24 protein-coding genes and 1 pseudogene are annotated in these 25,117 nt (G+C 44.4%); 7 read left to right on the top strand and 18 right to left on the bottom strand.

Features of this window, described 5'->3' with window-relative positions; genetic code table 11:
- Positions 1–66 precede the first annotated feature (66 nt).
- Both K5609_RS05705 and K5609_RS05700 read right to left on the bottom strand, forming a co-directional pair.
- Complete coding sequence (locus K5609_RS05705; protein WP_221076344.1) at positions 67–372, bottom strand: hypothetical protein; 306 nt, start codon at positions 370–372, stop codon at positions 67–69.
- 537 nt (positions 373–909) lie between these two features.
- A complete protein-coding gene (locus tag K5609_RS05700; protein WP_221076343.1) occupies positions 910–2,007 on the bottom strand; it encodes an alkene reductase in 1,098 nt (365 codons plus the stop codon).
- 183 nt (positions 2,008–2,190) lie between these two features.
- On the opposite strand from K5609_RS05700, the gene K5609_RS05695 reads away from it, so the two are divergent.
- Positions 2,191–2,847, top strand: coding sequence for a DsbA family oxidoreductase (locus K5609_RS05695; RefSeq protein WP_221076342.1), 657 nt, complete (start codon positions 2,191–2,193; stop codon positions 2,845–2,847).
- A 77-nt stretch (positions 2,848–2,924) separates the two neighbouring features.
- On the opposite strand, the gene K5609_RS05690 is transcribed toward K5609_RS05695, so the two are convergent.
- From K5609_RS05690 to K5609_RS05660, 7 genes are read right to left on the bottom strand one after another with little or no spacing between them, the layout of a single operon-like run.
- Positions 2,925–3,416, bottom strand: a complete 492-nt coding sequence (locus tag K5609_RS05690; protein ID WP_221076341.1) for a chalcone isomerase family protein — start codon at positions 3,414–3,416, stop codon at positions 2,925–2,927.
- Positions 3,409–3,882, bottom strand: coding sequence for a DUF2878 family protein (locus tag K5609_RS05685; RefSeq protein WP_221076340.1), 474 nt, complete (start codon positions 3,880–3,882; stop codon positions 3,409–3,411). The genes K5609_RS05690 and K5609_RS05685 overlap by 8 nt, the downstream gene beginning before the upstream one ends.
- A gap of 4 nt (positions 3,883–3,886) precedes the next feature.
- Positions 3,887–5,107 (bottom strand): SAM-dependent methyltransferase, encoded by a 1,221-nt coding sequence (locus K5609_RS05680; protein ID WP_221076339.1) that lies wholly within the window; start codon positions 5,105–5,107, stop codon positions 3,887–3,889.
- A 24-nt stretch (positions 5,108–5,131) separates the two neighbouring features.
- The gene (locus K5609_RS05675; RefSeq protein WP_221076338.1) at positions 5,132–5,863 is read right to left on the bottom strand and encodes a DUF1365 domain-containing protein; all 732 of its coding nucleotides are present in this window, start codon (positions 5,861–5,863) and stop codon (positions 5,132–5,134) included.
- Complete coding sequence (locus K5609_RS05670; protein ID WP_221076337.1) at positions 5,860–7,113, bottom strand: NAD(P)/FAD-dependent oxidoreductase; 1,254 nt, start codon at positions 7,111–7,113, stop codon at positions 5,860–5,862. Before K5609_RS05670 ends, K5609_RS05675 begins: the two co-directional genes overlap by 4 nt.
- 5 nt (positions 7,114–7,118) lie before the next feature.
- A complete protein-coding gene (locus K5609_RS05665) occupies positions 7,119–7,841 on the bottom strand; it encodes an SDR family NAD(P)-dependent oxidoreductase (protein WP_221076336.1) in 723 nt (240 codons plus the stop codon).
- Positions 7,838–8,278 (bottom strand): nuclear transport factor 2 family protein, encoded by a 441-nt coding sequence (locus K5609_RS05660; RefSeq protein WP_221076335.1) that lies wholly within the window; start codon positions 8,276–8,278, stop codon positions 7,838–7,840. The genes K5609_RS05665 and K5609_RS05660 overlap by 4 nt, the downstream gene beginning before the upstream one ends.
- Positions 8,279–8,424: 146 nt before the next feature.
- Between K5609_RS05660 and K5609_RS05655 the strand changes: the two genes are divergently transcribed.
- The 3 genes from K5609_RS05655 to K5609_RS05645 all read left to right on the top strand — a co-directional run bounded on the left by K5609_RS05655 (position 8,425) and on the right by K5609_RS05645 (position 10,368).
- Positions 8,425–9,039 (top strand): hypothetical protein, encoded by a 615-nt coding sequence (locus K5609_RS05655; protein WP_221076334.1) that lies wholly within the window; start codon positions 8,425–8,427, stop codon positions 9,037–9,039.
- A gap of 80 nt (positions 9,040–9,119) precedes the next feature.
- The gene (locus K5609_RS05650) at positions 9,120–9,698 is read left to right on the top strand and encodes a sigma-70 family RNA polymerase sigma factor (protein WP_016400942.1); all 579 of its coding nucleotides are present in this window, start codon (positions 9,120–9,122) and stop codon (positions 9,696–9,698) included.
- Entirely contained in the window at positions 9,691–10,368 is a 678-nt protein-coding gene (locus K5609_RS05645; RefSeq protein WP_221076333.1) for a ChrR family anti-sigma-E factor, read from the top strand. Before K5609_RS05650 ends, K5609_RS05645 begins: the two co-directional genes overlap by 8 nt.
- A gap of 51 nt (positions 10,369–10,419) precedes the next feature.
- On the opposite strand, the gene K5609_RS05640 is transcribed toward K5609_RS05645, so the two are convergent.
- Entirely contained in the window at positions 10,420–11,367 is a 948-nt protein-coding gene (locus K5609_RS05640; protein WP_016400940.1) for a chemotaxis protein CheV, read from the bottom strand.
- 255 nt (positions 11,368–11,622) lie between these two features.
- Between K5609_RS05640 and trhO the strand changes: the two genes are divergently transcribed.
- Positions 11,623–12,606: an oxygen-dependent tRNA uridine(34) hydroxylase TrhO gene (gene trhO, locus K5609_RS05635; protein WP_221076332.1), complete on the top strand. Its 984-nt coding sequence runs from the start codon at positions 11,623–11,625 to the stop codon at positions 12,604–12,606.
- 46 nt (positions 12,607–12,652) lie between these two features.
- Here trhO and K5609_RS05630 read toward each other — a convergent pair whose 3' ends face one another.
- The 5 genes and pseudogenes from K5609_RS05630 to K5609_RS05615 all read right to left on the bottom strand — a co-directional run bounded on the left by K5609_RS05630 (position 12,653) and on the right by K5609_RS05615 (position 15,669).
- Positions 12,653–13,159: an RNA methyltransferase gene (locus tag K5609_RS05630; protein ID WP_221076331.1), complete on the bottom strand. Its 507-nt coding sequence runs from the start codon at positions 13,157–13,159 to the stop codon at positions 12,653–12,655.
- Between the two features lie 114 nt (positions 13,160–13,273).
- Positions 13,274–13,729, bottom strand: a complete 456-nt coding sequence (locus K5609_RS05625) for a VF530 family protein (RefSeq protein ID WP_221076330.1) — start codon at positions 13,727–13,729, stop codon at positions 13,274–13,276.
- Between the two features lie 63 nt (positions 13,730–13,792).
- On the bottom strand, positions 13,793–14,671 hold the full coding sequence (locus K5609_RS05620) for a carboxylate/amino acid/amine transporter (protein ID WP_221076329.1): 879 nt from the start codon (positions 14,669–14,671) through the stop codon (positions 13,793–13,795).
- A 74-nt stretch (positions 14,672–14,745) separates the two neighbouring features.
- Positions 14,746–14,844: pseudogene (locus K5609_RS21705) on the bottom strand (MmcQ/YjbR family DNA-binding protein); the annotation flags it as partial.
- Between the two features lie 168 nt (positions 14,845–15,012).
- Complete coding sequence (locus K5609_RS05615) at positions 15,013–15,669, bottom strand: outer membrane beta-barrel protein (protein WP_221076328.1); 657 nt, start codon at positions 15,667–15,669, stop codon at positions 15,013–15,015.
- Between the two features lie 147 nt (positions 15,670–15,816).
- Here K5609_RS05615 and K5609_RS05610 point away from each other — a divergent pair, with 147 nt between their 5' ends.
- Positions 15,817–16,752 carry a LysR family transcriptional regulator gene (locus tag K5609_RS05610; RefSeq protein WP_221076327.1) on the top strand — a complete coding sequence of 312 codons (936 nt, stop codon included), beginning with the start codon at positions 15,817–15,819 and terminating at the stop codon, positions 16,750–16,752.
- Between the two features lie 101 nt (positions 16,753–16,853).
- Entirely contained in the window at positions 16,854–17,753 is a 900-nt protein-coding gene (locus tag K5609_RS05605; RefSeq protein ID WP_221076326.1) for an HAD-IIA family hydrolase, read from the top strand.
- A 49-nt stretch (positions 17,754–17,802) separates the two neighbouring features.
- Here the strand turns inward: K5609_RS05605 and K5609_RS05600 are convergent, their stop codons facing one another.
- The 3 genes from K5609_RS05600 to K5609_RS05590 form a co-directional block, all read right to left on the bottom strand.
- Positions 17,803–18,204 (bottom strand): hypothetical protein, encoded by a 402-nt coding sequence (locus tag K5609_RS05600; protein ID WP_221076325.1) that lies wholly within the window; start codon positions 18,202–18,204, stop codon positions 17,803–17,805.
- Between the two features lie 351 nt (positions 18,205–18,555).
- Positions 18,556–23,949, bottom strand: coding sequence for a response regulator (locus K5609_RS05595; RefSeq protein ID WP_221076324.1), 5,394 nt, complete (start codon positions 23,947–23,949; stop codon positions 18,556–18,558).
- Positions 23,950–24,219: 270 nt separating this feature from the next.
- Entirely contained in the window at positions 24,220–24,930 is a 711-nt protein-coding gene (locus K5609_RS05590) for a pirin family protein (RefSeq protein ID WP_221076323.1), read from the bottom strand.
- Between the last annotated feature and the right edge of the window lie 187 nt (positions 24,931–25,117).

Below are 25,117 nucleotides of genomic sequence, written 5' to 3'. Positions count from 1 at the left end.
CAGTTCGTGCGTCCGAGCCAGCGCCTTTCGCCGACGTTTTCTTTGAGCAACTTGTTATAACCCAAGTTACATAGCCTGATAATCATTGACCCCAAACAACCAAGTTACCCACATGAAGAAGTTCAGCAACAATGTTGAGAACACTAGACCTGTTACAACGCTCAGTAAAACGGCTACACGACCGTCAACTCGCTCCCCAAATATGAAAAATAACAGAAAAGCCAGTACCGGAAATGAGAGCAACGAATACCAAAATACAATTGGCCCAATTGATCCAGTGTTCGCTAACTTAAAGCTCGCTGAAATGACAACTGGTAAAATGAATACACCAACTATGTATGCTAATACTCTGGGTTTACTTAACGCTTCCATACCTTCCTTGCGTTAAAACATTTAATTGCAGCGACCTTGCAAACGTGGCCTACCTTACAAGGTTGCCCCTCATAAAATGTAAGCACAAACAAGCACTAGAAAAACGTCGTTTAATCATACAGTAACAACACACCAATAAATAACTATTAACTCAACAAGCTACCCTTTACTTGAGTTAGCTCACTAACGCTCAGTAATCAAAAGTTAATAAAGCTTCGGATAGCAGGTGTGTATAAAGGAGCAAGCCTCCCCCTTTATTATCGACAAGTCACGCAAGTGCTAAGCGATTAAGCCGAGCATTGTTTGAGCGTAGCGAGTTGCGCAGGCGCGCTTGGTACTGAGGAACGAGGAAATAAGATAATGAGGGGCGACCTTTCTTTTTGCTTCGTTAAGCTTTGGTCGCCAAAGCTTAATGACGTCGCCGATAGGCGAAATCCCCTAAAAGCCAAAGGGATGTAATAGCTATTTCAACCCCCAAAAGCCAGCGAGCGGGTCTATTCACTCACTGGCTCCAATAGCTAAAATGCAACCTAGCAACTAGGCCTTATAACTTGGGTAATCCGTTAGGCCTTTTTCGCCGCCGCCAAACAGGCTGTTTGGATCGTGTTCGGCCAGCGGGTAGCCGTGTTGTAATCGTGCGGGTAAATCGGGGTTTGCTACAAAGGGGCGGCCAAAACCAATCATGTCGGCGAGGCCTTCTTCAATAGCTTGTTGGGCGCTGTCGGCTTTGTAACGGCCAGCGTAAATAAGTACACCTTTAAAGGCATCACGCAGCGCTTGTTTAAAGGCTTTTGGCGTTTCTGGCGCGTCGTCCCAGTCTACTTCGGCAATGTGCAAGTACACGATATTGTGTTTATTTAGCAGCGCAGCAGCAGCGGTGTAAGTTTCTTCTGGCTTGGCGTCTACAGTGCCATTTAAAGTCGTGAGCGGAGCTAAGCGCACACCTACTCGCTCGGCGCCAATGGCGTCTACCATGGCTGCAACTACTTCATCTAAAAAGCGCAGACGGTTGGTTAAGCTACCGCCGTATTTGTCGCTGCGTTGGTTAGACTCTGAATCGATAAACTGGTTAATCAAGTAACCGTTGGCGGCGTGAAGCTCGATGCCATCAAAGCCTGCGGCAATGGCATTAAGCGCTGCTTGGCGGAACTGCTGAATAACTTCATCAATGTCTTGCTGAGTCATTTCACGCGGGGTGACTACGTCTACAAAACCTGGTTCGTCGCTACCGTTATCAATAAACACTTTTACATTTTCGGCTTTAATGGCAGAAGATGAGATTGGCTGTTCGCCATTAATATTGTCTGGGTGGGTCACTCGCCCTACGTGCCAAAGCTGGGCGAACATAGTGCCGCCTTTCGCGTGAACAGCATCGGTGACTTTTTTCCAGCCAGCAATTTGTTGTTCGCTATAAATGCCCGGTGTCCAAGCGTAGCCTTTACCCATTGGCGAGATTTGAGTGCCTTCGGATACGATTAAACCAGCACTGGCACGTTGTGCGTAGTAGTTGGCCATCATTTGATTTGCTACATCGCCCGGCTGAGTAGCACGAGAGCGAGTCATAGGTGGCATAACGATGCGATTATTTAGGGTTTGAGTACCAAGCTTTATTGTGTCAAACAATGATGTGGTCATGAGTGAGCTTCCTAGTCATTTGCTAACAGCATAATAGCAAGAGCTCAGTTATCTATTTAGATCAAAAACAACAAATTAATGTTGCACTGGCGGCAAAGAAGCTGGGCGGTCAATTTAGCGCGATGGTTGCCAATTTCTCGGCAACTCCGCATACTCTAAGCTGGTTTAATGAAGGGGTTGCTTATGTCTGCTGGTATTTCTTTGCGCATCGATATTGTGTCGGATGTGGTATGCCCTTGGTGCATAGTGGGTTACTTACGCTTGCAACAAGCACTTAGCCAATTAAGCGATGACATTCGCCCACATATTGAATGGCACCCCTTTGAGCTAAACCCGAACATGCCAAGCGAGGGGCAAAACTTACGTGAGCATATTCAAGAGAAATACGGTAGCACCCTTGAACAAAGTGAAGCGGTTAGAGATCAACTAAAAAGCTTGGGTGATGAACTTGGTTTTAGTTTTAACTTTAGCCCTGACTCTCGTATCTACAATACTTTTGAGGCCCATCAACTGCTGCATTGGGCACAGCCTTACGGCAAGCAAACCGAATTAAAACTGGCATTGTTTGATGCTTACTTTAGCCAAGCTAAAGATCCTTCAAACCGCAATACCTTGTTAGATGTGGTTGAAAGCATTGGCCTAGGCCGAGATTTAGCCGAGCGAGTGTTGGTAGATGAAATGTATGTGGAAGCGGTAAGAGACAGCCAGCAGCAGTGGCAAAATCAGAACATTAGAGCAGTGCCAGCCTTTATCTTTAATAATCGTTACTTATTGTCTGGCGCGCAGCCTGTGGAAACCTTACTACAAGTAATTAACGAATGTACCAACAACGCTAGTTAGCGCCCACCAACTTTCTTTGCAGCTTAAGGAAGCGGCTGTCTTCAGATAAGCAAATGCCTAGAAAAAGCTAGTTAGACTTAGTTAGCGCCAATCAGTTTACGTTGCTGTTTAGGGAATCGGCTGTCTTCGGATAGCCAAATACCCAAGAAGTGTTGGCTAAATAGCTTATCTTCCAAAGAGCCCAGCAGCTTACCATTTAAGTAAAACTGACCTTGATTAGCTGACTCAGCCACCAGCTTTAGTTGGTCGCCTTTTTTTAAGTCTGGCCAAAGTTGTGAAAGCTCTGCTAACCATTGATCACAAGGTGCTTGCTCGCATACTCCTAGGCGCTGCCACTCGTCCTCGGTTGCTTCTAGCAATTTATCGCGTTTTATTTTGCGTAGGTAATCAATAGTGAGTTCCATTGGGTAACGGTTTTGCTGGTAACGTCCATCTGGGCTGTGCAAGCTCACTTTATAAATAGGCCAAAACAATACTTGCAACTTAGCGTTACCCACCAGCTGCATTTGTGTTTCTGCTTGGCTAGAAAACGCCAATAAAATACTGGCTAGTGCCATGGCTTTAAACATAGCGTTTCTCCAATAGCGAATTAGCTAAGTAAGCAAAGCCCGCCCACAAGGGGAACAGAATAAGCAGACCTAATATTGCATCGGGCTGTATCGAAAATACCTGCGCTAAACTGGCTAGGTAGTAAGACACCGGGCCCATTACCGCCACAAATAAGGGCATGAAGGGTTTGGGGAAACTGGCGAGGCTTGGCAACAACAAGGCAAAGCTTGCCCAAAGCAACATCATAAACAGCGGTAAATTGGGCGAGCTAAAACTAAGCACTCCCATTTTTACCAAACTGAAATCTAAAATAACCCCAACCACGCTGAGCATGGCACAGGGAATAAGCACAGCCCATTGGTAACGGCGAACTTGCAAAGCCACTAAGCCGATTAACCCCAGCGCCATAAACATCACCGCTTGCGGCCCCCAAAAGAAGGCCGCTAACCAGTTAAGTTTAAATAGCAGCAATACCGGCCATTGCATGAGCTTAGGCCTTAACCAAAGTAAGTTGCTCGGTACCAATGTTATGGCTTCTAAAACCTGCTTCGCAGTAAGCAAAGTAGAAATGCCATAAGCGGTAGAACTGCTCGTCGAAGCCGAAGCGTTGATTGTTATTGTGCTGTTGTTGCACCCGCTGATGCCAATGCTGCAGGGTATCGGCGTAGTCGATACCTATCTCTAATCGCTGTAGAGATTGTAAGCCTTGCTTAGAAAAGAGTTGTTTGAGCAGCGATGGCGAAGGTAAGAAGCCACCAGGAAATACATACTGCTGGATAAAGTCGACACTTTTACGATAGGCCGAAAAGCGGCGGTCATCAATGGTAATGGCTTGAATAAGCATTAAACCACCGGCCTTTAACCTGTTGGCACATAGCTCGGCAAAACCCGGTAAAAATTTCTCGCCCACTGCTTCGATCATTTCGATAGAGACCAGTTTGTCGTACTGGCCTTCTAAATCGCGGTAGTCTTTATTTAGCACAGTCACTAAGTGACTGAGCTTACGTTCTGCTACCTTCTCCACCACGTAGGCGTGCTGTTTGTCGGAAATGGTGGTCGTGGTTACCTTGCAACCGTAGTGGCTGGCTGCATACATCGCCAACCCACCCCAACCGGTGCCAATCTCTAAAAGGTGATCACCCGACTCAAGCTTTAGCTGCTCGCATATGCGCTTAAGTTTGTTGTCTTGCGCCTCGGCTAAGGTAATGTCTTGACCGCCAAAAATGGCTGAAGAATACTGCATTTGCGGGTCAAGAAACGATTGATAGAAATCGTTGCCGAGATCGTAGTGAGCCAGAATGTTCTTTTTCGCTTGGCGTTTGTTGTTGCGGCGAAAGAAGTGCTGCACTTTAAACCACGCATCGGTAAACCAGTGCAGTTTTCTGTCTAAGCTATCGAGGTGATCTTGGTTGTCGGCCAAAAGCTGCAGTAAGCGGTGCAGATTAGAACAGCGCCACAACCCTTCCATGTAGGTTTCGCCCGCGGCAATGCTACCGCCTTTTAAAATACGAGAAAAAACTTGAGAATCGAGGATATGAACTTCAACGGTTTCGGGGTGGTCTGCTTCACCTAAATGAACCGACTCGTAACCTGCTTGACTCATTAAAATGGCGCCGCCCTTTAAACCGTCAAAGGTTTTTAATACAAGGTGGCGGGTCCAATCTAAACCACTGGAAACTGAAGCAGAAGAAAGCGATTTTGCAGTAGCCATAGTTTTTCCTTAGGGCAATTTTAATTATTTTTTAGCACTGGCTGGATGACCATAAAAAGGCACTTTTTTCATCCATAGCTTCAATGCTTGCCAGTAAATTCCTGTAACAACCTTGAGAGTCATTAAGGGGTATGAACTTATTACGCGGCGAAGGCTAGAAGAGTTTAACGGCTGCTTAATTAAATTTATTCCGGCGCTAAATTCTTTCTGTTCGCGCCAGCAATTAATCACAATATTCACCTGTTGTTGCACTAGCTTTACTTGCCAGTGATAACGCATGTCCATGGGATTAAAAGGGGAAACATGAAAGGTTTTGTCGTGATCTTTTAACTCGTTTAAATCCAGCCAATATTGGTGTTTTTCTTTCCAAGGAGTATTGGTGACTTCGGCCAGCATGTAATCAAACTTATCGCCGTCGCCATAGAGCACAAAGTTAACCGGGCTAAAGTACCAACCTAAGCAGCGTAGCTGACCAAGCAAGACCACTTGCTTGGCTTGGTAGTCGGGCTGAAAACGCTGCTGAGCGCGCAAGGCTTTGTCACGGATAGTGCCTTGTTCGCTGCCTAAATAGTCGCCCGCTTTTAAACGAAACCACGGCAGAAAACGGCCAAAGCCGCGCAGCGTTTGCTGCACGGCTTGTTCTTCCGCCAAATCAATCCAGGCGTAATACAGCCGATAATTGAAGCCGTGTTTGCGCGGCACAAAGCGTTGATGAAAGGTATCGCCGAAGGCGATAGCCGAGTGCTCTATGCTCATAGGTCCACTCCAAACTTACGACACACCTCCACAGCCGAGCGCACGCCATCTTCGTGAAAACCGTTGTGCCAATAAGCGCCACAAAAATAGCTGTTGTTGTGCCCGCAAATATTGTCGCGTTGTTGTTGAGCTTGATGGCCATCTATTGAAAACACCGGATGCATGTAATTAAAGCGCTTAATTACTTTATCTTCGGCTATCGGCTCTAGGGGATTTAGGGTAACGCAAAACTGCGGCGCATCGCTTAAGCCCTGCAAACGGTTCATGTCGTAGGTAACACTGGCTAGGCGGTCGCCTCTATCACCACTAGGTGGTAATAGGTAATTCCAACTAGCTCGCGCACGATGAATGCTTGGTAACAAGCGCTCGTCGGTATGCAGAATTACTTCGTTATTTTGATACTTGAGTTTGCCTAGTACCGAACGCTCATCATCACTGGCCTGAGCGCCTAATGCCGACAACGCTTGGTCACTATGACAAGCAAAAATTACCGCGTCGCCCTGCCATTGCCAGCCATCGCTGGTTGTAATCTTAACGCCTGAATCATCTCGGTGAATACTACTCACTTGGCTATTCAAACGGATCTGCTCATCTAAGCCCGCTAGCAGCGGCTTAATGTATTGTTTTGAGCCACCGGGAATGACATACCATTGCGGCCGGTTGGCTACGTCTAACAAACCGTGATTCACAAAAAAGCGAGCAAAAAACTGCATCGGAAACTGCATAATGCCGTTTAACGAAGAGGACCAAATAGCCGCGCCCATTGGCAATAAGTAGTTCTCTTGAAACATGCGCGAGAAGCGATGCTGCTCTAAAAACTGGCCAAGGCTTACCGCGGTATCGATGTCTACCGCTGCTTTAGCTAGCTTATTAAACCGCAGTATTTCATTGATAAATTTATAAAAGCTGGGTTTAAGTAAGTTGCTGCGTTGGGCAAACAGTGTATTTAAATCGTGGCCGTTATACTGCAAGTTGAGCTCTGGGTTTACCACACTAAAACTCATTTCAGTTTCTTGAGCTTGAATGCCCAACTTGGCTAACAACTTGTTAAACAAAGGATAGGTGCGGTCATTAAACACAATAAAGCCGGTGTCTACTGCATGCTCTTTGCCCTCTATAGTCACATGGTTAGTGGCGGTATGGCCACCTAAGTAGTCATTTTGTTCTAATAGCGTTACCTCATGCTGCTCTTTTAATAAGTGCGCACAGGTCATGCCGGATATGCCGGCACCTATAATGGCGATTTTCATTCTATCTATGCTCCTTCCTTGTGAGCTAAACGGCGACAGATATTTTGCTGCCAGCGATATGGCAAGCAATTGAGTATGTGCAGAAAGCCGCTGAATAAGCTAGGGAATTTAATCACAGTTTTACCTTTATTGAGGCCTTTGATGATTGCTTGACTAGCTTGCTCGGGGCTAATAATACTGGGCATAGCAAAGTTGTTTTTGTCGGTGAGTGGGGTTTTAACAAATCCTGGTTGAATACAATGAACGCTCACCTGCTTGTCACCCAAATCGGTGCCTAGAGCTTGGGTTAAATAATGCACCGCGGCTTTGCTACTGCCATAAGCGCCTGCTTGGCTAAAGGGCAATAAATGAGCAAGGCTACCAACTAACGCCAGTTGAGAGCCGGGCTTTAAGTTAGCCCATAAGGCATCTAAGCAGTTAGCTATGGTAAGCACATTGCTTTGCCACACTCGCTCAAACAGTTTGGCGTCGAAATGCTGAGGGTCTAAGTATTCACAATTGCCGGCACACAACACAATGAGATCCATTGATGGCAAATCGGCAAAGCTACTGCGCACCTGTTCTAGCTCGCCAAGTTCTACTTGCAGCGGCGTGATGCCTTGTTCGGCTAGGTCTTGCAAACGCTGTTGGTTACGCCCCTGCCCCCACACCGTATGGCCTAGCTTTTGGTAATCAAGCGCTAACTGCTTGCCAATGCCGGAGCTTGCACCAGTGATGAGAATATTCATTGTGCTAGCCCATTTTTAAGCTTTTTGGATAGCCAACCAATTACTGGAATATGGTCATGCAACATCGCGCTTACGTCATAGTAATCACGGTGGTAATAAATTTTTTCGTTAAACTTAAGGTGGCTTATGCCATCTAGCGACAAGATCCGCCCGTTGCCTAACTTGGGATGAGCAAACTGCATTTGCCAAGTAAGGCTAAACTCACCTTCTGCAATTAGCCGAGAGTGAAACTCAAAATGGCATTGGCTGGTATTTTGTAAAAGATGTTCAAAATAGCTACGTAAGTCTTGTAAGCCGTGAAGATGATGCAGAGGGTCGATAAACTCAATATCGTCGGCATAAATATCAGATAAGCGCTCAACCTGCGCCATACCTAGCTCACTGTAAAACTGCTCTAGTTGCTTAACAATATGCGGTGCAGATGCCGTGATACTCATTTAATTTTCCTTTCCCAAACAAATCTAAGCATTTGTTTCTATTGTCGTTAATCATAGTACGTCAGATAAATTAAGAAAGATCATTCATCCTTTTGGCAACTTTTAGCGTTATATAAGACAAACCATCCATTTCTAGGAATATTTACTTGAGCAGTAGTTGTTGTTTTCCATTAATGATTTCTCGTGAGCACTTTATGCCGCAGCGCTTTGCACGGATGAAGGGGCAAGGCATGGTTTTCATCGCCAGTTTGCGTGCTGCTGAAAAAGCCGGTGGGGTTTGGCTGGCTTTTCAAGACAGTGATGGAAACAGTGCGGTACAAGCTAACGACTTAGTGAGTTTTGCCCAAGTCAGCCATATTGATTGGCTAAGCAAAGCACAAATTGAAGTGGAATTTAAAGTTCTGCACTGGGGCAAAGTAACGTCGGGCAAACCGGGGTTTTCTTCTACTTGGGTATCGCCTACCCTTTGCGCCGATAAAATTGAGCTTTGGCCCAACACCTCCCCACAAAAGAACACTGCAGCACTGCAAAGCGCTTTGGCTAACATCAATTTACAGTACCCAGAATTACAAACCGCCAACTTAGAACAAAGCGTGCAAAGCGAACAAGTAAAAAACCTTTGCTGGCGTTGGTTAGAACTACTACCTTTGCCCATTTGCACCAAACAGCGCTTGCTTAAATCACCCTCTGCTTCTTTGTGTATTCGTTATTTAGGATTTATTTTGCGACAAAGTGATCGTTTTACACACCTTGCTCGTTAACTTGTTATCAATCCGCAAACGATTTTGGCAATATGGAAATACACAGTTCAGTATCAAAAATCGGTGGACCAAAATCACCTATGGCTAGTCAAGTAGCTCAGCCCAATAACGACGATGATATCGCTTTGTTATTGGCGAACATTGCCAGTGAGCAATGTCGTAAAAGTTATGACTTATTGTTCCGCCAAGTAGCACCACGTTTATTGAATTTGGCCAGGAAGCAATTTGTTGATGAATCTCTTGCCCTAGAAATGGTTCAAGAAACCATGCTTAAACTTTGGCTTAAAGCGGGTCTTTACGATTCGTCCAAGGGTAATGCAATGACTTGGATATTTTCGGTATCAAGAAACGTAAAGTTTGATTTGATGCGAAAAGGCAAGCACCAACAAAGCTGGGTACAAGGCGATGACTTATGGCCGATTCTTAGTGAAGAAGAAGACGCTGATAAAGTGTCGACCGAAGACCAAGAGTTGGTAACCAACGAGCTAAAACACTTAATTGCTAAGTTGCCAGAAGAACAAGCAGATATCGTAAGGCGGGTTTACTTACACGGTGAATCACAACAGCAAGTGTCTGAAATATTAAACCTACCGCTTGGCACTGTAAAAAGTCGCCTAAGATTAGCGCTGAAAAAAATGAAGGAGGCATTGGATGACTAACATTCAATTTCATCCGGCTGATGAAAGCCTTGAACTTTACGCCGCCGGTCAACTGGACCCAGCCATGAGCATTATGATTAGTGCTCACTTAGAATACTGCCCAGAATGCCGCCGCCGCGTAGAGGCTGCTGAGCAAAAGATGGCCACTCAACTTGAGCAAGCCCAGCCCGAAGCCATGAACAGCGAACTCGATTCGATGTTAGCGATGATTATGCAGCAAAGTCCTGACAGCGTGATTGAAAGCCCACAGCCCGCCTTGCAGCAAGAAATCACCCTTGGCAATAAGCGTTTCCCAATGCCCCGAGCCTTGCAAGCTCACCCGCAGCATATAGGCCCTTGGGGTCGTTTACCGGGTAAAATTCAACGTGCTCGAGTGGATGCGGTAAGTGACAGTAAAATGAACTTCATTTACATGGATCAAGACAGCGCACTGCCAGAGCATACTCATCAGGGGCAAGAAATAACCTTAGTACTGGCAGGCACCTTTATTGATGACGCAGGAACCTACGTACCGGGGGACTTCATCATTCAAGATGCGCAAAACAAACATACCCCGCGAACAGCCGCTAACCAAGATTGCTTATGCTTAACCTTGTTGGATGCACCTTTGCATTTCACCTCGGGCTTAGCATCGCTACTCAATCCATTTAGCCAACTGTTCTTCAAATAAAGAATGCTAAAAAGCAAAAAACCAGCCTAATGGCTGGTTTTTTATTGGCTGTTATTTTAACGATTCGCGCATTCGCTGCTGTACTACGTCTACTAACAAGTCTGGCTGGAACTTAGAGATAAAGCGATTACAGCCCACCTTTTCCACCATGGCGTCGTTAAAGCTGCCACTAAGCGAGGTGTTTAAGGCTATAAACAGTTCGCTCATGCGTTCATCACCACGTACTTCTGCGGTTAAGCGATAACCATCCATCTCAGGCATTTCGGCATCGGTAATCATTAGTAAGATTTCATCGTAAACTGATTTACCTTCATCGGCCCAAGCTTTTAGCATGTTCAAGGCCTGTAGCCCATTTTCAGCTTCTATAATCTCCATGCCGAGCTGGCCTAGAGTGGCTTTTACTTGACCGCGGGCGGTTGAAGAATCGTCAACTACCAATACTCGCTTACCATTAAGCAGATGTGAGACTTCTTCGTCTAAGGCTTCGTCTGAAATTGCGATGTTGTAACTGACGATTTCTGCCAGCACTTTCTCTACGTCAATAATTTCTACAATTCGGCTGGCTTCTTCATGTTCGATACGGGTGATTGCGGTGAGGTAGTTACTGCGCCCTACCGAGCTTGGTGGAGGTAAAATATCTTTCCAAGATGTATTCACAATGTGCATTACTTCGCCCACCATGAAACCTTGAACGCTGCGATTATACTCAGTGATGATCAGGTTACAGTCGACTTTGGCTTCTTCTTTGGCCGGTGGCATTTTTACCGCAGCACGTAAATCAATAACCGGAATGGAATGACCACGAATGGTTACTACCCCACTAATGTGTGAGTGAGAACCCGGTAGTTTGTTCATGCGAGGTAACTTAACCACCTCTTTAACTTTAAATACGTTTATCGCAAACAACTGCATAGAGTTGAGTTTAAAAATCAACAGTTCTAAACGGTTCTCGCCGACAAGTTTGGTGCGTTGATCCACTGTGGCTAAAACACTAGACATACTACTCAACCTATTCCATGTTAGATAATTACTTCATTATAGTCACCACACCCCACTGAGCAAAAACGCAAGTAGCTGTAGAGACTTGATTTAGCGGGCTAGAACACAATTTTAGCTGTTTTCTTGGAAAAAATTCACAACAAAGACTCAACAAAGCACCACAAGATTGCTGCATCTTTTAGCATTTTCATTACAATAGCCTTCTTTAAAAATCATGCTCTGGGATTACGCCCCACAAGGCAGGAAGCTAAGTCTATGAAAGAAATAACTATTTGTGCCCTTTATAAATTTGTTCGCCTAGATAATTATAAAGAACTGCAAGAACCGCTATTAGCCTTAATGAAACAACAACAGGTACGCGGCACATTATTACTGGCCGAAGAAGGCATAAATGGCACCATTGCCGGTCCAGACACTGGCATAAGCACGGTGTTGGCTTGGCTTAAAAGCGATAGTCGATTAAGCCAACTTACCGACAAACGCTCATACAGTGAGCAGCAGCCCTTTAACCGCTCTCGAGTTAAGCTCAAAAAAGAGATTGTAACCATGGGGGTGGAGGGCATAGACCCGAACCATGTGGTTGGATCTTACGTTAAACCTGAAGACTGGAACGCCTTAATTGCTGATCCAGAAGTGATGGTGGTTGATACCCGCAACGACTACGAAATTCAACTCGGTAGTTTTAAGCATGCGGTAAATCCGCATACCGATACCTTTCGCGAATTCCCAGACTATGTCGCTGAAGAACTCGACCCAGAAAAACACAAAAAAGTAGCAATGTTTTGCACTGGCGGCATTCGCTGTGAAAAATCCACCGCTTACTTAAAAGAGCAAGGTTTTGAAGAAGTTTATCATTTAGAAGGCGGTATTCTTAAATACTTAGAAGACGTCCCTGAAGAGAACTCCTTATGGCAAGGTGACTGCTTTGTATTTGATGAGCGGGTAACCGTAGATCACCAGTTACAGCCCGGTGACTACGAACTCTGTAGCGGCTGCAGAATGCCAATCTCGCCCAGTGATAAGCAAAGCGACAAATTTGAGCAAGGTGTTAGCTGTCCACATTGCCACGACAGCCTAAGCGACGAGCAAAAAATGCGTTTTAGAGAGCGTGAAAAACAAGTTCGCTTAGCTAAGCAGCGCGGTGAGCAACATGTGGGGATGGAAGCGGCAGAGCATAGCCAACAGCGCCGAGAACAAAAGCTGCAACTTCGCCAAGCGCAACGAGCCGATAAAAAATAGCGAGTAATTGGGGCTTGTTAGCTATCGACTAACAAGCCTTACTCGATTACTTAGCCTTTAAGCGGTTATTTACGTCGCGACTACTGCGAATAAGTGCTTCGCCACCACTGGCTTTATCTGATTTAGCTAGGCGATCGTAGAGCACCACATTCACTGTGGCGGCCAAGTTCAAACACCCCTTGGTGGGAACATAAACCACTTCATCAGCCTTATCGACTAAAGCTTGGCTAATGGAGCCATCTTCGGGGCCAAAAACATATAAGGCCTGCTCTGGGTGAACAAACTCCGGTAAAGGCGTAGCCCCTTCGGCCAGCTCGATACACACCAGTTTTAGCTCATCGCCAACTTGTTCTGCGAGTTGATCAACCCCAGTTAGTGGAATATTCAAACTTTGGTTTTTAGTATCGGTATTAAAGCGGGCTGCGCGAGCATAACGCTGGCCGGTGTAATAAACCGCAGTAGCGCCAAAACACCCAGCGGCGCGCATTACCGAACCCACATTGCTGGGACTTTTAGGGTTAACTAATCCAATTTGAACTAACTTTTGAGACATAAAAACCTATAGGGAACGCTTTACTGATTACTGCAAAATTAACGAGGCGAAATTGTACCTGAGTTTACTGCCTCGCCCCACTCACTAGAGCAAACTATTTAACCTGAGATCAGGTTATTTAGGCGAATCAGCCCATGGATCTGCACTATTACTCTGGTTAGATTTCTCAGTCTTAGGTTTTGCGCTGCGAGCTTTAGCAGGTCGGCTAGGTCTAGCTTTCGGCTTAGGTTTGTTTTGCACTTGAGGTTTGGCGGTAATATCTATCACCACTGGCGAGCGGGGCTTTTGATCTAAGGGCACTAGGCGATCGCGCGGCGGCAGTGCATATTGAACATCATCGGGACGCGGCAAATGCTTAAAACGATAAAGATAAAAGCTCTCTACTTTTTCGCGAGCCCAGTCGGTTTTGCGCAGAAACTTAAGGCAAGACTTAGTATTTGGGTTATTGCGAAAGCAATTCATATTCAAGGCAAACGCTAAGGTTTCCCAGCCGTAATGCTCAACAATTTCATCGAGCAGCACTTCCAGCTTTAAGCCGTGCAAGGGGTTGTTTTGTTGCAAATCGTTCATCAAGTTTTCCAATATTTAGCGCTTGAATTAAACGGTAATTGTAGCAGAGCCATGCCCTAGCTTTTAGACCTTGCGCATGCCTTTAGTCATTCTTCGCTTTGCCCAACGCTCATTAATCGCCAGAGCAGCTAATATAATAGCGGCACCAATGCTTAAGCGCATAATGTCGGCATCATGGTTCCAAATAAGCAAGTTTACTGCAATGCCGGCCGGAATAAGCAAATTATTAGCCACGGCCAACGCACCAATATTGACTAAGGTAGCCCCCTTATTCCAAGCAAAGTATCCCAAACCAGAGGCTATTGTGCCCAAATACACCAATACTCCCCACTGGGTTGCGGTAGTAGGCAAACGTTCTGGATTGCCCATCGCCAAATAGGCAATCACAGCCACTACCAAAGCACCTACAAAGAACCAAGCAAATACTGTTTGCTGAGCCAAGAGCTTAGGCTCCTTGGCCATTATGCGTTTATAAGCCACCTGCCCAGTGGCAAAGCAAAGATTAGCCCCTTGCACCAATAAAAAGCCAGTCACAAAACCTTGGTCTATCCCTTCATAACGGATCGCCACCGCACCTAAAGTAGCGATAAAAGCACTTAACAAAAACTGCCAATTAAAACGTCGCTCAAAAGCATCATTCACCAAGGTGACGTAAATGGGAGTCATCACTGTAAACAGCAATACTTCGGGAACCGACAAGAACAAGAATGACTGATAATAAAAGCCATACATGCAGCCTAGTTGAATAGCCCCCACCAGCATAAGTTTAAGCGCTAGTGCTCGGCTAACCTGCTTAGGTTTTAGAAAAGGCAGAAACACCAAGGTGGCTAAAGCAACTCTCATTAACACCGAGAACCACGCGTCTACTTGGCCAGCTAAATACACGCCAATTAAACTAAAAGAAAAAGCCCACAATAAAGTGATAGATAGTAAGTACTGCATACAAGTCTTTGATAATAAACAAAGGCTAGAGTGTAATGGCTATTGGCTGTAAACCAAGTAAAAGTTCAAACAATTCAACGTTGATTTAAACCTAGTTCTTTCTGTATTTTTTTGGTTAGGCCAAGAGAAACAATGCGATGAGACTCTGTGATGGAGTATCTTAGCTGCTCATCTATAGCGGAGGCTCTACATTAGGCGTTTTAATTGAAGAATGACTAAATCCATTTCCCCCTCTCTCAACAGCAAGGCAAAGAAACCATCCCTTGCCGTGAAAGAGCGTATCGACTCAAGCTAAATGCCTAGAACCAGCATTAGCTAGCAAATAGCAATTAGATCATTACCTAGAAGCGATAATCTAAAGAAACAGTGTAAGTATTGCTATAAGGAAAAGATAGCGATGTAGATTCTCCACTTTCTCTAGTGAAGCCTTCGGAATAACTCTCAAACATATGACGATACTGAACATCTACAGATAGGCTTTCAGTTAACTTGTATTGCATGCCAAGCTGTAAGCCGTAGGTAAAATCGGTTTTACTTGATTGATGAGAATAACGCGAGCTTGGATTACCATCTTGCGGCTTGTGTTCTATCGATAGCTTAGCCTTGTTATTCACTAGCCCCACTGTAGCCCCACCAAACAAAGAGAAATTTTCACTCAATGGATGAAGATAGTCATACGAAAGTAAGTATTCGTTCTGCGCCAATTGGGCTTTAGAATCAAAATGGCTTGGATACTCTCCTAAAGCATTGCGATAGACAGTAGCGTCGCTCATGTAGTTTATCGTTGCAGTAACACGGTGGTTCTCACTTAAATACACACCACCACGAACGTGGATAGCAGCTCGCCCAGCATCAGTCGAATAATTACTTAACAGTGTGTCTGAAGCATCAACTTTCACATTTTGATAGCCAGCACCACCACCAATAAAAAATTCATTGGCCAATACAGAATGGCTGGTCAAGCCGCCAATTACTAATGCCAATAACGTATTTTTCATAATGTTTCCTAATTAACTCAGTAAATTGGCGACATTATTATTTGATACATTTTGCAGTTCTAATTAGTAAATCAAATCAAGATCATAAGCTATACTTATCACAAAGCTAAAACTCATAAGAGAACCTAAGTTCCGGATGAAATGAAAATGAATAACAACCTTTACCAGCAATTAGACTTAAACCTACTGAGAACCTTTTTGATCTTATATGAAGAACTAAACATGCGTAGAGCAGCTGAACGCTTATTTATATCGCAACCGGCCGTAAGCCAAGCCTTAAAAAAATTACGCTACCACTTCAATAATGAATTATTTGTAAAAGTATCTGCTGGCCTTGAAGCCACTGCATTTGCAGATGAACTAAAAGCCGATATTTATCCACACCTGTCGGGCTTAGAAAGTGTTATAAACAAAAACATCGAACTTGATCTTCAATCACTAAATCAAACTCTCGAAATAGCTCTTTCGCCAGTAGTAATGGCTTGCCTTTCTGGCTCTCTGTATAAAGCCATAACCAAACAAGCCCCAAACGCCAAGTTAGTATTAACTGCGTGGTCTAACTCAACACTTGAAGATATAAGAAAAGGAAAAACGCTACTTGGTGTGAACTACGATTTAAAACACCCCAAAGAGCTATATAGTAAGCGCCTTGTTCAACTCGAAGGACGAGCAATTGTTAGACAAGGTCACCCCTTAGCAGCTCAAACTGTCACCCTAGCTGAATTAGCAAAGTACGACATTGCGTCAATGATCATCCCAGGTTGGAACGATAATTTTGTTTGGTTACAAAAGGTTATGGAAGAAAAAGGCTTAACTAGTAGGGTCGGCTTTCGGTCTGAAATAATGATGGCACTGATTGATGTTGTACTACACACGAACATGTTTTTACCTCATTCAAACTTATTTCCTCAGGAGTTTTATCCCAATTTAAGAGTCTTAAAAATAGAACAAAGCCAGTTGATTTATAATGAAAGCATACAAAGCTTGTATCACATCAAGAACCGCAACAACCCCGTACAACTATGGTTAAGCCAACTCATTAAAAAGGTTCTCGAAGAACAATTGCTGGCTAACAAAGACTAAATTTGATGGTGAATAATTGATGCTGATTAAGCTCAAATTCGAGTTTTAATTTAGTTAAAAACCTGCCAAAGTAGCGCTCTATTTTTTGCTGAGGTTTTACCATGTTTTACAGCCCATCTGAGGCATTTAACGCCTATTTAAGCATTCCTGAACGTATGCCTAAAAATATTCCGGTAGAGAAGTGTCAAACCATTGATAGCATTACTGATATCGTAGACGAAGTTGATGTTTTTTTATTTGATGCCTACGGCGTATTAAATGTTGGTGGAACAGCGATAGATGGAGCTAAACAGCAAATCGATAAGTTACGACAAGCTGGCAAAGTAGTAATGGTGGTCACCAATGCCGCCACCCAAAACAAGCAGCAACTGTTTAACAAGTTTGTTCAGCTTGGTTTTGATTTTAGTGACCAAGAGATCGTAAACAGCCGAGAAGTATTGCTGCAATACATGGATTTACACAGCGACTCGCGCTTAGGGGTAATCACCCTCCCTGAGTTTCGCTTAGATATTCAACGCCCTTGTTTATACCCAGAGGACCAAGAGTTTTGGCAAGCCGAAGAGTTCTTGTTTTTAAGTGGGCAGGCTTGGAATGAAAGCTTACAACAGCGTTTTATTACCGAGCTTAATCACAACCCTCGCAGAGTGTGGGTGGGCAACTCTGACCTAGTTGCGCCCCTAGAAGATGGTGTATCACAAGAGCCCGGTAGTTTTACCCTTACCCTACCTAAAGAGCTGTACCCTAACGTTCGCTGTTTTGGTAAACCTTATGCGCCAATATTTGAAGAAGCACTCAGCCGAATAAAACAAAGCTATGGTGAAGTAAATCCGCAGCGCATAGCAATGATTGGCGATACTCTGCATACCGATATACTGGGTGGCAATGCGATGGGTTTTAAAACCGTACTGGTCACACAGCACGGCTTTTTGCGTGGTTTAGATGTTGCAGAGCATATAGCTAAAAGCCAAATTACCCCGCACTATCAGCTAGCCTCTATCTAAGTCTTACAGCCCGTGAGAGCGGATTGGCTAAACGGGCCTTACTCTCAACTTAGTGAACAGTAGCCTCTGCTTGAGTAAGAAAAGCCTGCAAGGTTTGGCATTTTTGCTGACGCTGTTGGCTATCAAGCTGGCCCCACTCCTGCTCCGCAACGTGAACTAGGTTAGACACCACCGAATCCATCGGTTTATCCTGCTGTTTAGCCATAGCGGCAACTTCTTCTCGCCCTAGTTTAATCGCTTCTTGATTACCCAATCTCCAGGCTTGAAAGTCACCTGTTAAACTTTTGTTTCCCGGTTTTGCTGCGCAAAGGCCACTTAGTGAATGATAAATAATCGACTGAGCAAATAATTGCTGATTTGAAGACTCCGAAGCTTGTGGAAATGCTGCTGCGGGCAAACTCACTAGCACACTAAGCGTTGCAACAACACTGAGGCAAAATGGCTTAATCATTGGTTTATCCTTTTCCAAATGCGATTTACTAGGGGCTGTTTATCTTTCGAGCTGATTTTTGCAGCTGTTTGTGGACTATTTATACAAGGCAGAAGCTTTGATGTGTAGTGAGCCTACATGAGAAGCTGATAACGCAGTAGAAATAAGCCACAAACGCTGCCCGAAGGGTTCGGCTAAAATTGTTTTATGCTTTGTTAAGGCCTGTTTACTTAGAATGCTAGGCTACACACTCCTTGCCGCGCCTAAAACGATTTTTTCACGAACAAAATTTAATCGCGAAAGATAAACAGCCCCTAGCCTAAGTGAATAATCGAGCGCTTGCAGTAGAAACACTGGTTCTCATGACATGCATCAACTGAGGAGTGATTTTAAGCTTTGCAACTGCTCACTCGCAGCTTCAAAGTCATACTCAGCTGCGGCCTTGTTAATGCCTAACAATTGCTTTTTCACCTCGGGCGGAAAAGCAAGCTCTGCTAGTTCATCAATTCGCTCTACTGCATCAACGTCGCACTCTTCCAACTGTGCTTCTAGGGTACTCACTTCAGCCTTAAGTTGCTGCAGGTTGTTTTGTTCCTGACTGTCGTCTTCAGCTATCTCATGAGCAGTGCCTTTAGGCAGTATCAAGTCTATTTCTTGAAAGACCAACTCTAACAAAGTGCTTACATCTGACAATAAAGACTGGATCCGCTCGTGACTATTTTTATAACTGTTGCTGCCCTCTGCCGACAAGATACTGGCAGCAACCGCTTCAAGTTCGGCAGCTGCGGCTTGCAATGAAAGCGCTCCAATATTCCCAGAGTTACCTTTTAGAGTATGAATTAAACGTGTAGCTAATACCCAGTCTGACTCACCGCAGGCTTGCTCAAACTGTTCCGCAAAACTGCGCTGGTTGATGCTAAATTTATTCAGCAGTTTGAAGTACAAGTTGGCGTTGCCATTACAGGTTGCCAAACCAGCAGCCTGATCAATAATCTCGGGATTTAACCCTTCGGTAATCCCCGAAGGCACTGGCTCTTCTTGCGCACTAACAGGTGCTGTTTGTTGCAAACCAGAAGCGCTAATCCACTCGGCCATGGTGTTTATCATAGCTTCTACATCAATAGGTTTGCTGATGTAATCATTCATGCCCGCGCTTATCACTCGCTCTCGGTCGCCACTCATAGCGTTAGCTGTCATGGCGACAATGGCGATTTCCAAATCAAACTCGCGGATTTTTTGGGTGGCAGTGTAGCCATCCATAACCGGCATTTGAATATCCATTAATACCCCATCAAAAGAGCTATGACGAAGTTTCTCGAGAGCCAATTTGCCGTTTTCTGCCAGCTCGCAACTTACTCCAATGCTATTAAGCAGCTCTATGGCTAAGTCTTGATTAAGTTCGTTATCCTCCACCAGCAGCACGTGTGCTCCTTGCAGCTTTTGCTTGGCTAAAGTGAGTTTGTCGCTCAACTTGGCAAGCGGGGTATATAAAGCGACATCGCGGCCACTTACCTGCGCTATCGAATTAAATACCTCTGAGGCAGTAATCGGTTTAGCTAAATATGCACTAACGCCAGCATCTTCACTTTGCGCTTTAAAGCGGGCATGGTCATAAGCCGACACCATAATAAATTTAACCGGATGACTGCCAGCCTCTTGGCGAATAGCTTCACAGGTAGCCACCCCATCCATATCTGGCATATTCCAATCAACAATTGCCACATCGTACTTATCTGGGTTTTCAGCCACTAATGCCTGCGCCTCGGAACCAGCATGCACCACGCTAACTTCTGGGCCAAAAGACGACACGATAGAGGCCATAATTTCAGCCGCACTTTCATTATCATCCACCACTAAAATGCTCATATTTTCTAAGCTGGTTGGGCTAATTGCACTGCGCATGACGGGCCGTTCATGGTTTAACTTAAACCACGCAGTAAACAAGAACTCGGTGCCTTCACCCAAGGCGCTCTCTAGCCAAATGTCACCTTCCATTAGCTCAACTAATCGCTTACAAATAGTTAAACCTAAGCCGGTTCCGCCGTATTGACGAGTGGTAGAGGCATCCGCTTGAGTGAACGATTGAAACAGTTTTTGTTGTTGCTCGGGCGAAATACCAATACCCGTGTCGCGCACCGAAAACTGCAATTTGGCACGGTTGGTTTGCTGTTCCAATAACTTAACTGAGAAAGCAATTTCGCCCTGCTCTGTAAACTTAATCGCATTGCTGGCTAAGTTAGTGAATATTTGCCCTAAGCGAAGCGGATCACCCATTAGGTTATGCGGCACCGAAGGCTCGACTACTGTGAGCACCTCAACCCCTTTATCCTGAGCCTTTAACTCGATTAAATTGAGCTGATTTTGCAAGATATCTTGAATGCTAATATCTAAGCATTCCATGTCTAGTTTGCCAGCTTCTATTTTCGAGAAATCGAGAATATCGTTAATGATCCCAAGCAAAGAAGCCGCAGCATGGGAGACTTTATTTAGGTAACCGCGAGTTTTGCGGTCCAGCTCCGCATTTAGCGCCAAGTGAGTCATGCCAATAATGGCATTCATTGGGGTACGAATTTCATGGCTCATATTGGCCAAGAAATCAGACTTAGCTTTGTTGGCATTGTCGGCTTCATCAATGGCCAAGCTCAGCTGATTATTCAGATCTTTAAGTTCACTAATGTCGTAACACCAAAACAATACCGCTGGCTGGTCTTTAAACTGGGTATTTAAGTAGTTAGCCGAGCCGATAAATTGACTGCCATCGGTGCGTTTAAAATTCATTTCAACATTGGCAACAGCTTCTCCTTGCGCCAATTTTCGATAGCATTCATCGCGCTGGCTAATATCACAATAAATATTGGTAACTTGAAAATCATCCAGCTCGTTTGCTTCCACCCCAAACATGTCACGGCAGGTTTTATTGGAAAAAACAGTTTTGTTATTTTGTACAATAGCCACCCCAATCGGCGCAGCATTGAGCATATCGAACAGCAGTTGCTCACGTTGTTGAATTTTTTGCTCTGCTAACTCTCTCGCTTTGATATGTGAGGCCAGCTTTCGGTTCCAAAACAGCGTTAAAAATATTAATACCAAGGCACCCATAGAAATTTGAGTAACCAAACCGTAGTCTACTTTTTCAACCAGTTTGTTAGGTACCCAGCTTAAAGTAATATCATCACTTTGCTGTTGGCTTACGGCATCAATCGCTTTATTAATGATGCTATGTAACAAAGGCTCTGACTTAATCACAAACAAAGTAGATACAATCTCTCGGTCAAAGTCAGCCGCGATCGCCATCTGGCTGTAACCACGCGTTTGAATCAGGTAGTTAAGCACCAACAAGCTATCAACCATGCCGTGATATTCACCATCGGCCACAGCGATAAAACCTTGCTCGGTGTTTTCTGGGTATTGCCAGTCAATATCGGGATAACGATTAACAATACTGCGGGTTTGCGAAGCTCCTTTTATAATGCCTATTTTCTTACCCGCCAACTGCTCAGCTGAACCAAAAAAGCCATCTCGCTCTAAGCCCATGTAGGCCAACTCGCTTTCCACCAAAGGCAGCGCAGGATGATAATCCAACTCTAACCATTTATTATTAAGTGCCGCAGATACCAGCTTTACCTCGCGATTTTGAATCAACTTAAGAGAATCTTGCCAACTCTCGACGGGCACGGGTTTAAACGTTAACCCCGTGCTCACACTTAATAGCTGCAAGTAATCAGCCACTATCCCAATGTAGTTGCCATCTTCATCGAAGGCTTCATAGGGTAAAGCAGAAGGATCAACAGCTACCGCAACTTCAGGATTATCAGCCATCCAGGCTAATTCTTCTTTGGTGAAGTTGATTTGTTGGCCAGACAATTGGTGGCGCTCGTAACTGTCTCTTAGAACGGCCGTTTGCTCTTCGTTTAATAAAGTAAATCGACTGATATTTGGAATGCTGGGGCTACCAATTTGCGAGGAGCTTGTAGCCTCAAAATACAGAATAACCTCTCCCACTTTATCGGGGTTGTTGTTATGCACAAAATAGCTCTCTTTAGACAGCTTGCTCAGGTGGCTAATCTGCAGCACGTCAACCTCTTTGAGTTGACCGTCTATTTCCTGAGCTTTAAATATCACCTTAGGTGGGGAGTCTGAACTAACAACAATGGCTTTTATATTCGAGTTTTTCTGAAAAACACCCACGATATGTTTAATGATTTTAAGGTCATCATTGAAAATATGTGGCGCAAGCAGATCACTCAATAAACTGGCGCGCTTTATTTGATTACTAAAGTCTGATTTGGCGTATAAGTCATTCAGTTTGGAGTAATCAGCACTTTGCTTAAACTCCTGTAATGCTTGATTAAAAATGTCGCGATAATATTCATTTCTAAATGCAACGGCGTAACCCACGTCGGCTTGCTCAAAGATGTCGTGAACCACAAAATCACTTTGCAGTAAGGCCGTTAATCCCGAATGTTTTATCGTCCACTCCAGCAAGTTTTGGTCTGCGATAATCACTTGAGCATTACCAGAAAAGAACTGCTCCAAGGATTGCTCTTGAACACCATATTCTTGATAGTTCGAGGATACCTTAGCAACGCCGGCTAAGGACTTACCTAGCACCTCTGATGCGCCCTCAAAAGCCGTTACGCTAAACTCAGCAAGCTGAGAGACCTTAGTAATATTGAGCTGGTCGGTTTTACGGGTTAATGCCACATTGTGAAACTGCACAATGTTATCGGAATAAAATAACTCATCATCTTCTTTTGCCACTAAGCCGGCAGAAAAATCTAAGCTTTGATCCTCACTTAATATTTCATGAGCCCGCACAGTAGGAATTTGTTCTATGTCCCCTAGTTGATAACCAATAGAGGATAAGACTTCGCGAACGATTTCCAGCTCTAGGCCCACTTCAGAACTTTGATCATACATGTAGGGTGGTCGGCCAAAACCAAATGCTCCCGGCAGCAACTGCTGAGACGAACTATCTGTTAACCAACGCCCACGAATTTTGTTGCGGGTAGCGATGTCTATTTTTTTGATTGATTTGTCGATGATGGATAGCAATACAGGAGAGTGTTTAGCCAAGCCCATATGAATAGGAATGTTTTTCCGCCCCAACACCACAGAGTTATTTTTAATGTTGCTTAAACGCAACTTGTTTTTGATATACAGCGCGGAACTCAGCTCAGCAATAGCCGCGTAGGCTTCGCCGTCGGCCACAGCTTGTAGCGTATGCGACAGCTCTGGATAGGTTTTAAACTTTAGCTGGGGAAAGTTTGTTTTTAACCAATTTACTTGCTCAAACCCTTCAACAATGGCAACCACTTTTCCGGCTAAATCATCAACACTGGCAATGGTAGGAACATCGCTTTGGGTAAAGACATATTCGGTATGTAGCAAAAATGGATGCGAGTAATTAACAAAGTCTTGTTTGGCTGAATCTAAGTACATCATTGGAATCAAAGAGAACTCGCCGTTTTTTAGGCCCTGCAACATGTCTTTCCATTGCATACCCAGTGTGTAATCGAAACGAAGCCCAGAAATTTCTTCAATAACATCAAGGTACGAACGAGTCACTCCATCAAAATCACCTTGAAGGTTAATAAATGCATAGGGGTAAAAGTTTGCATCGGGGGCTACTGATACCACCGTATTCTCAGCAATCCATTGTTTTTCTTGTTGAGTAAACTCTTCAACTTGAGATTGAGACCAAGCGTTGGCAGCTAGCAGTAAACTTAATATCGCTACAATTGCAGCGGTGATTCGGCTCAGCATATTCCTTTATCCAAGTCTGATGTGTAATTTCAACGGGCATTTAAGCTGATGATTTACTGCATGAAGTAGAGAGCTACTTGGCTTAAATACTCACTAAAAGAGTAGTCTATTACTTGGAAGCTGCCGAATAGAAAGTGAGATTTGCGGCGATACAATTCACATTAATGATAAGTATAGAAATATGGCAGCTGACGCTGCCAAATCAGTCAATATCGTTTAATTTGCCGGAGAACTTTTAATCCAATTTAGATTAAAAGTTCCCCTGTAGGTTCAGGCACTGGGCAAATCAAACCAAAGCGCTTCTAGGGCATAGCTTTCCGTTTTTATGCTTAAGGCTTCTTCACCTGATACACCTACCCCATCGCCGGGCCTAACCGTATAAGCACTGCCAGAAGCTTGCTGCAAGTTTGCTGCACCGCTTACCACATGCAAATAACCACACGCTTTCATCACTTCTAATTCAAATTGGCTATTCGGCTTAAGTGCAAGGCGATAGAGAGCAGCGTCTTGATTCATAATTAGCGAACCATCACGGCCATCAGGAGTGACAAGTGGGGTTAGCAATTCCCCTTGGCTAATCCGCGCTTGCTGGTAGGCAGGAGCCAAACCAGTTTGCTGCGGTTTAATCCAAATTTGCAAAAACTCTAAGTCATCAACATCAGAGCAATTAAACTCGGAATGACTAAGCCCAGTGCCTGCACTCATGACTTGAATATCACCGGCAGGAACTTGATAACGATTACCCATGCTATCTTTATGCTCAACGGCGCCATGGGTTACGTAGGAAATGATTTCCATATCTTTGTGTTGATGGGTGTCAAAACCCTTACTGGGCGCAACACTATCTTGATTAATAACTCGCAATACTGAATACCCCATGTGTTTGGGGTCGTAATAATTGGCAAAGGAAAAACTGTGCTGGCTTTTAAGCCAACCTAAATCAACAGATCCGCGTTCACGTGCGGGTCGAAAATAATGCATACCCTACTCCACTTCTCTTGCTCGTGTTAGTAATTAAGCTTTAATAAGCTATACGCAGTTATTCATAAGATCGTTTTAAACAGTGTGGCTGTTAAGCCTTAAAGATCCAAGACCTGATTTGTCTCAATAGTTATTCAAGTAATTGTGGGGTTCGCCCACATCATTTGCTATTATTTAGCCGATTTTT

It is taken from the genome of Agarivorans aestuarii (genome assembly GCF_019670125.1).
Classification (GTDB): Bacteria; Pseudomonadota; Gammaproteobacteria; order Enterobacterales; family Celerinatantimonadaceae; genus Agarivorans; species Agarivorans aestuarii.
This window is presented reverse-complemented; position numbering and strand designations above follow the sequence as displayed.

Coding starts and splice junctions, on each gene's coding strand:
- K5609_RS05600 (WP_221076325.1), bottom strand. CDS start 18,204: ATGATTAAGCCATTTTGCCTCAGTGTTGTTGCAACGCTTAGTGTGCTA.
- K5609_RS05675 (WP_221076338.1), bottom strand. CDS start 5,863: ATGAGCATAGAGCACTCGGCTATCGCCTTCGGCGATACCTTTCATCAA.
- K5609_RS05695 (WP_221076342.1), top strand. CDS start 2,191: ATGTCTGCTGGTATTTCTTTGCGCATCGATATTGTGTCGGATGTGGTA.
- K5609_RS05625 (WP_221076330.1), bottom strand. CDS start 13,729: ATGAACGATTTGCAACAAAACAACCCCTTGCACGGCTTAAAGCTGGAA.
- K5609_RS05630 (WP_221076331.1), bottom strand. CDS start 13,159: ATGTCTCAAAAGTTAGTTCAAATTGGATTAGTTAACCCTAAAAGTCCC.
- K5609_RS05620 (WP_221076329.1), bottom strand. CDS start 14,671: ATGCAGTACTTACTATCTATCACTTTATTGTGGGCTTTTTCTTTTAGT.
- K5609_RS05670 (WP_221076337.1), bottom strand. CDS start 7,113: ATGAAAATCGCCATTATAGGTGCCGGCATATCCGGCATGACCTGTGCG.
- K5609_RS05640 (WP_016400940.1), bottom strand. CDS start 11,367: ATGTCTAGTGTTTTAGCCACAGTGGATCAACGCACCAAACTTGTCGGC.
- K5609_RS05660 (WP_221076335.1), bottom strand. CDS start 8,278: ATGAGTATCACGGCATCTGCACCGCATATTGTTAAGCAACTAGAGCAG.
- K5609_RS05705 (WP_221076344.1), bottom strand. CDS start 372: ATGGAAGCGTTAAGTAAACCCAGAGTATTAGCATACATAGTTGGTGTA.
- K5609_RS05645 (WP_221076333.1), top strand. CDS start 9,691: ATGACTAACATTCAATTTCATCCGGCTGATGAAAGCCTTGAACTTTAC.
- K5609_RS05680 (WP_221076339.1), bottom strand. CDS start 5,107: ATGGCTACTGCAAAATCGCTTTCTTCTGCTTCAGTTTCCAGTGGTTTA.
- K5609_RS05605 (WP_221076326.1), top strand. CDS start 16,854: ATGTTTTACAGCCCATCTGAGGCATTTAACGCCTATTTAAGCATTCCT.
- K5609_RS05685 (WP_221076340.1), bottom strand. CDS start 3,882: ATGCAATGGCCGGTATTGCTGCTATTTAAACTTAACTGGTTAGCGGCC.
- K5609_RS05650 (WP_016400942.1), top strand. CDS start 9,120: ATGGCTAGTCAAGTAGCTCAGCCCAATAACGACGATGATATCGCTTTG.
- K5609_RS05610 (WP_221076327.1), top strand. CDS start 15,817: ATGAATAACAACCTTTACCAGCAATTAGACTTAAACCTACTGAGAACC.
- K5609_RS05700 (WP_221076343.1), bottom strand. CDS start 2,007: ATGACCACATCATTGTTTGACACAATAAAGCTTGGTACTCAAACCCTA.
- K5609_RS05615 (WP_221076328.1), bottom strand. CDS start 15,669: ATGAAAAATACGTTATTGGCATTAGTAATTGGCGGCTTGACCAGCCAT.
- trhO (WP_221076332.1), top strand. CDS start 11,623: ATGAAAGAAATAACTATTTGTGCCCTTTATAAATTTGTTCGCCTAGAT.
- K5609_RS05690 (WP_221076341.1), bottom strand. CDS start 3,416: ATGTTTAAAGCCATGGCACTAGCCAGTATTTTATTGGCGTTTTCTAGC.
- K5609_RS05595 (WP_221076324.1), bottom strand. CDS start 23,949: ATGCTGAGCCGAATCACCGCTGCAATTGTAGCGATATTAAGTTTACTG.
- K5609_RS05590 (WP_221076323.1), bottom strand. CDS start 24,930: ATGCATTATTTTCGACCCGCACGTGAACGCGGATCTGTTGATTTAGGT.
- K5609_RS05665 (WP_221076336.1), bottom strand. CDS start 7,841: ATGAATATTCTCATCACTGGTGCAAGCTCCGGCATTGGCAAGCAGTTA.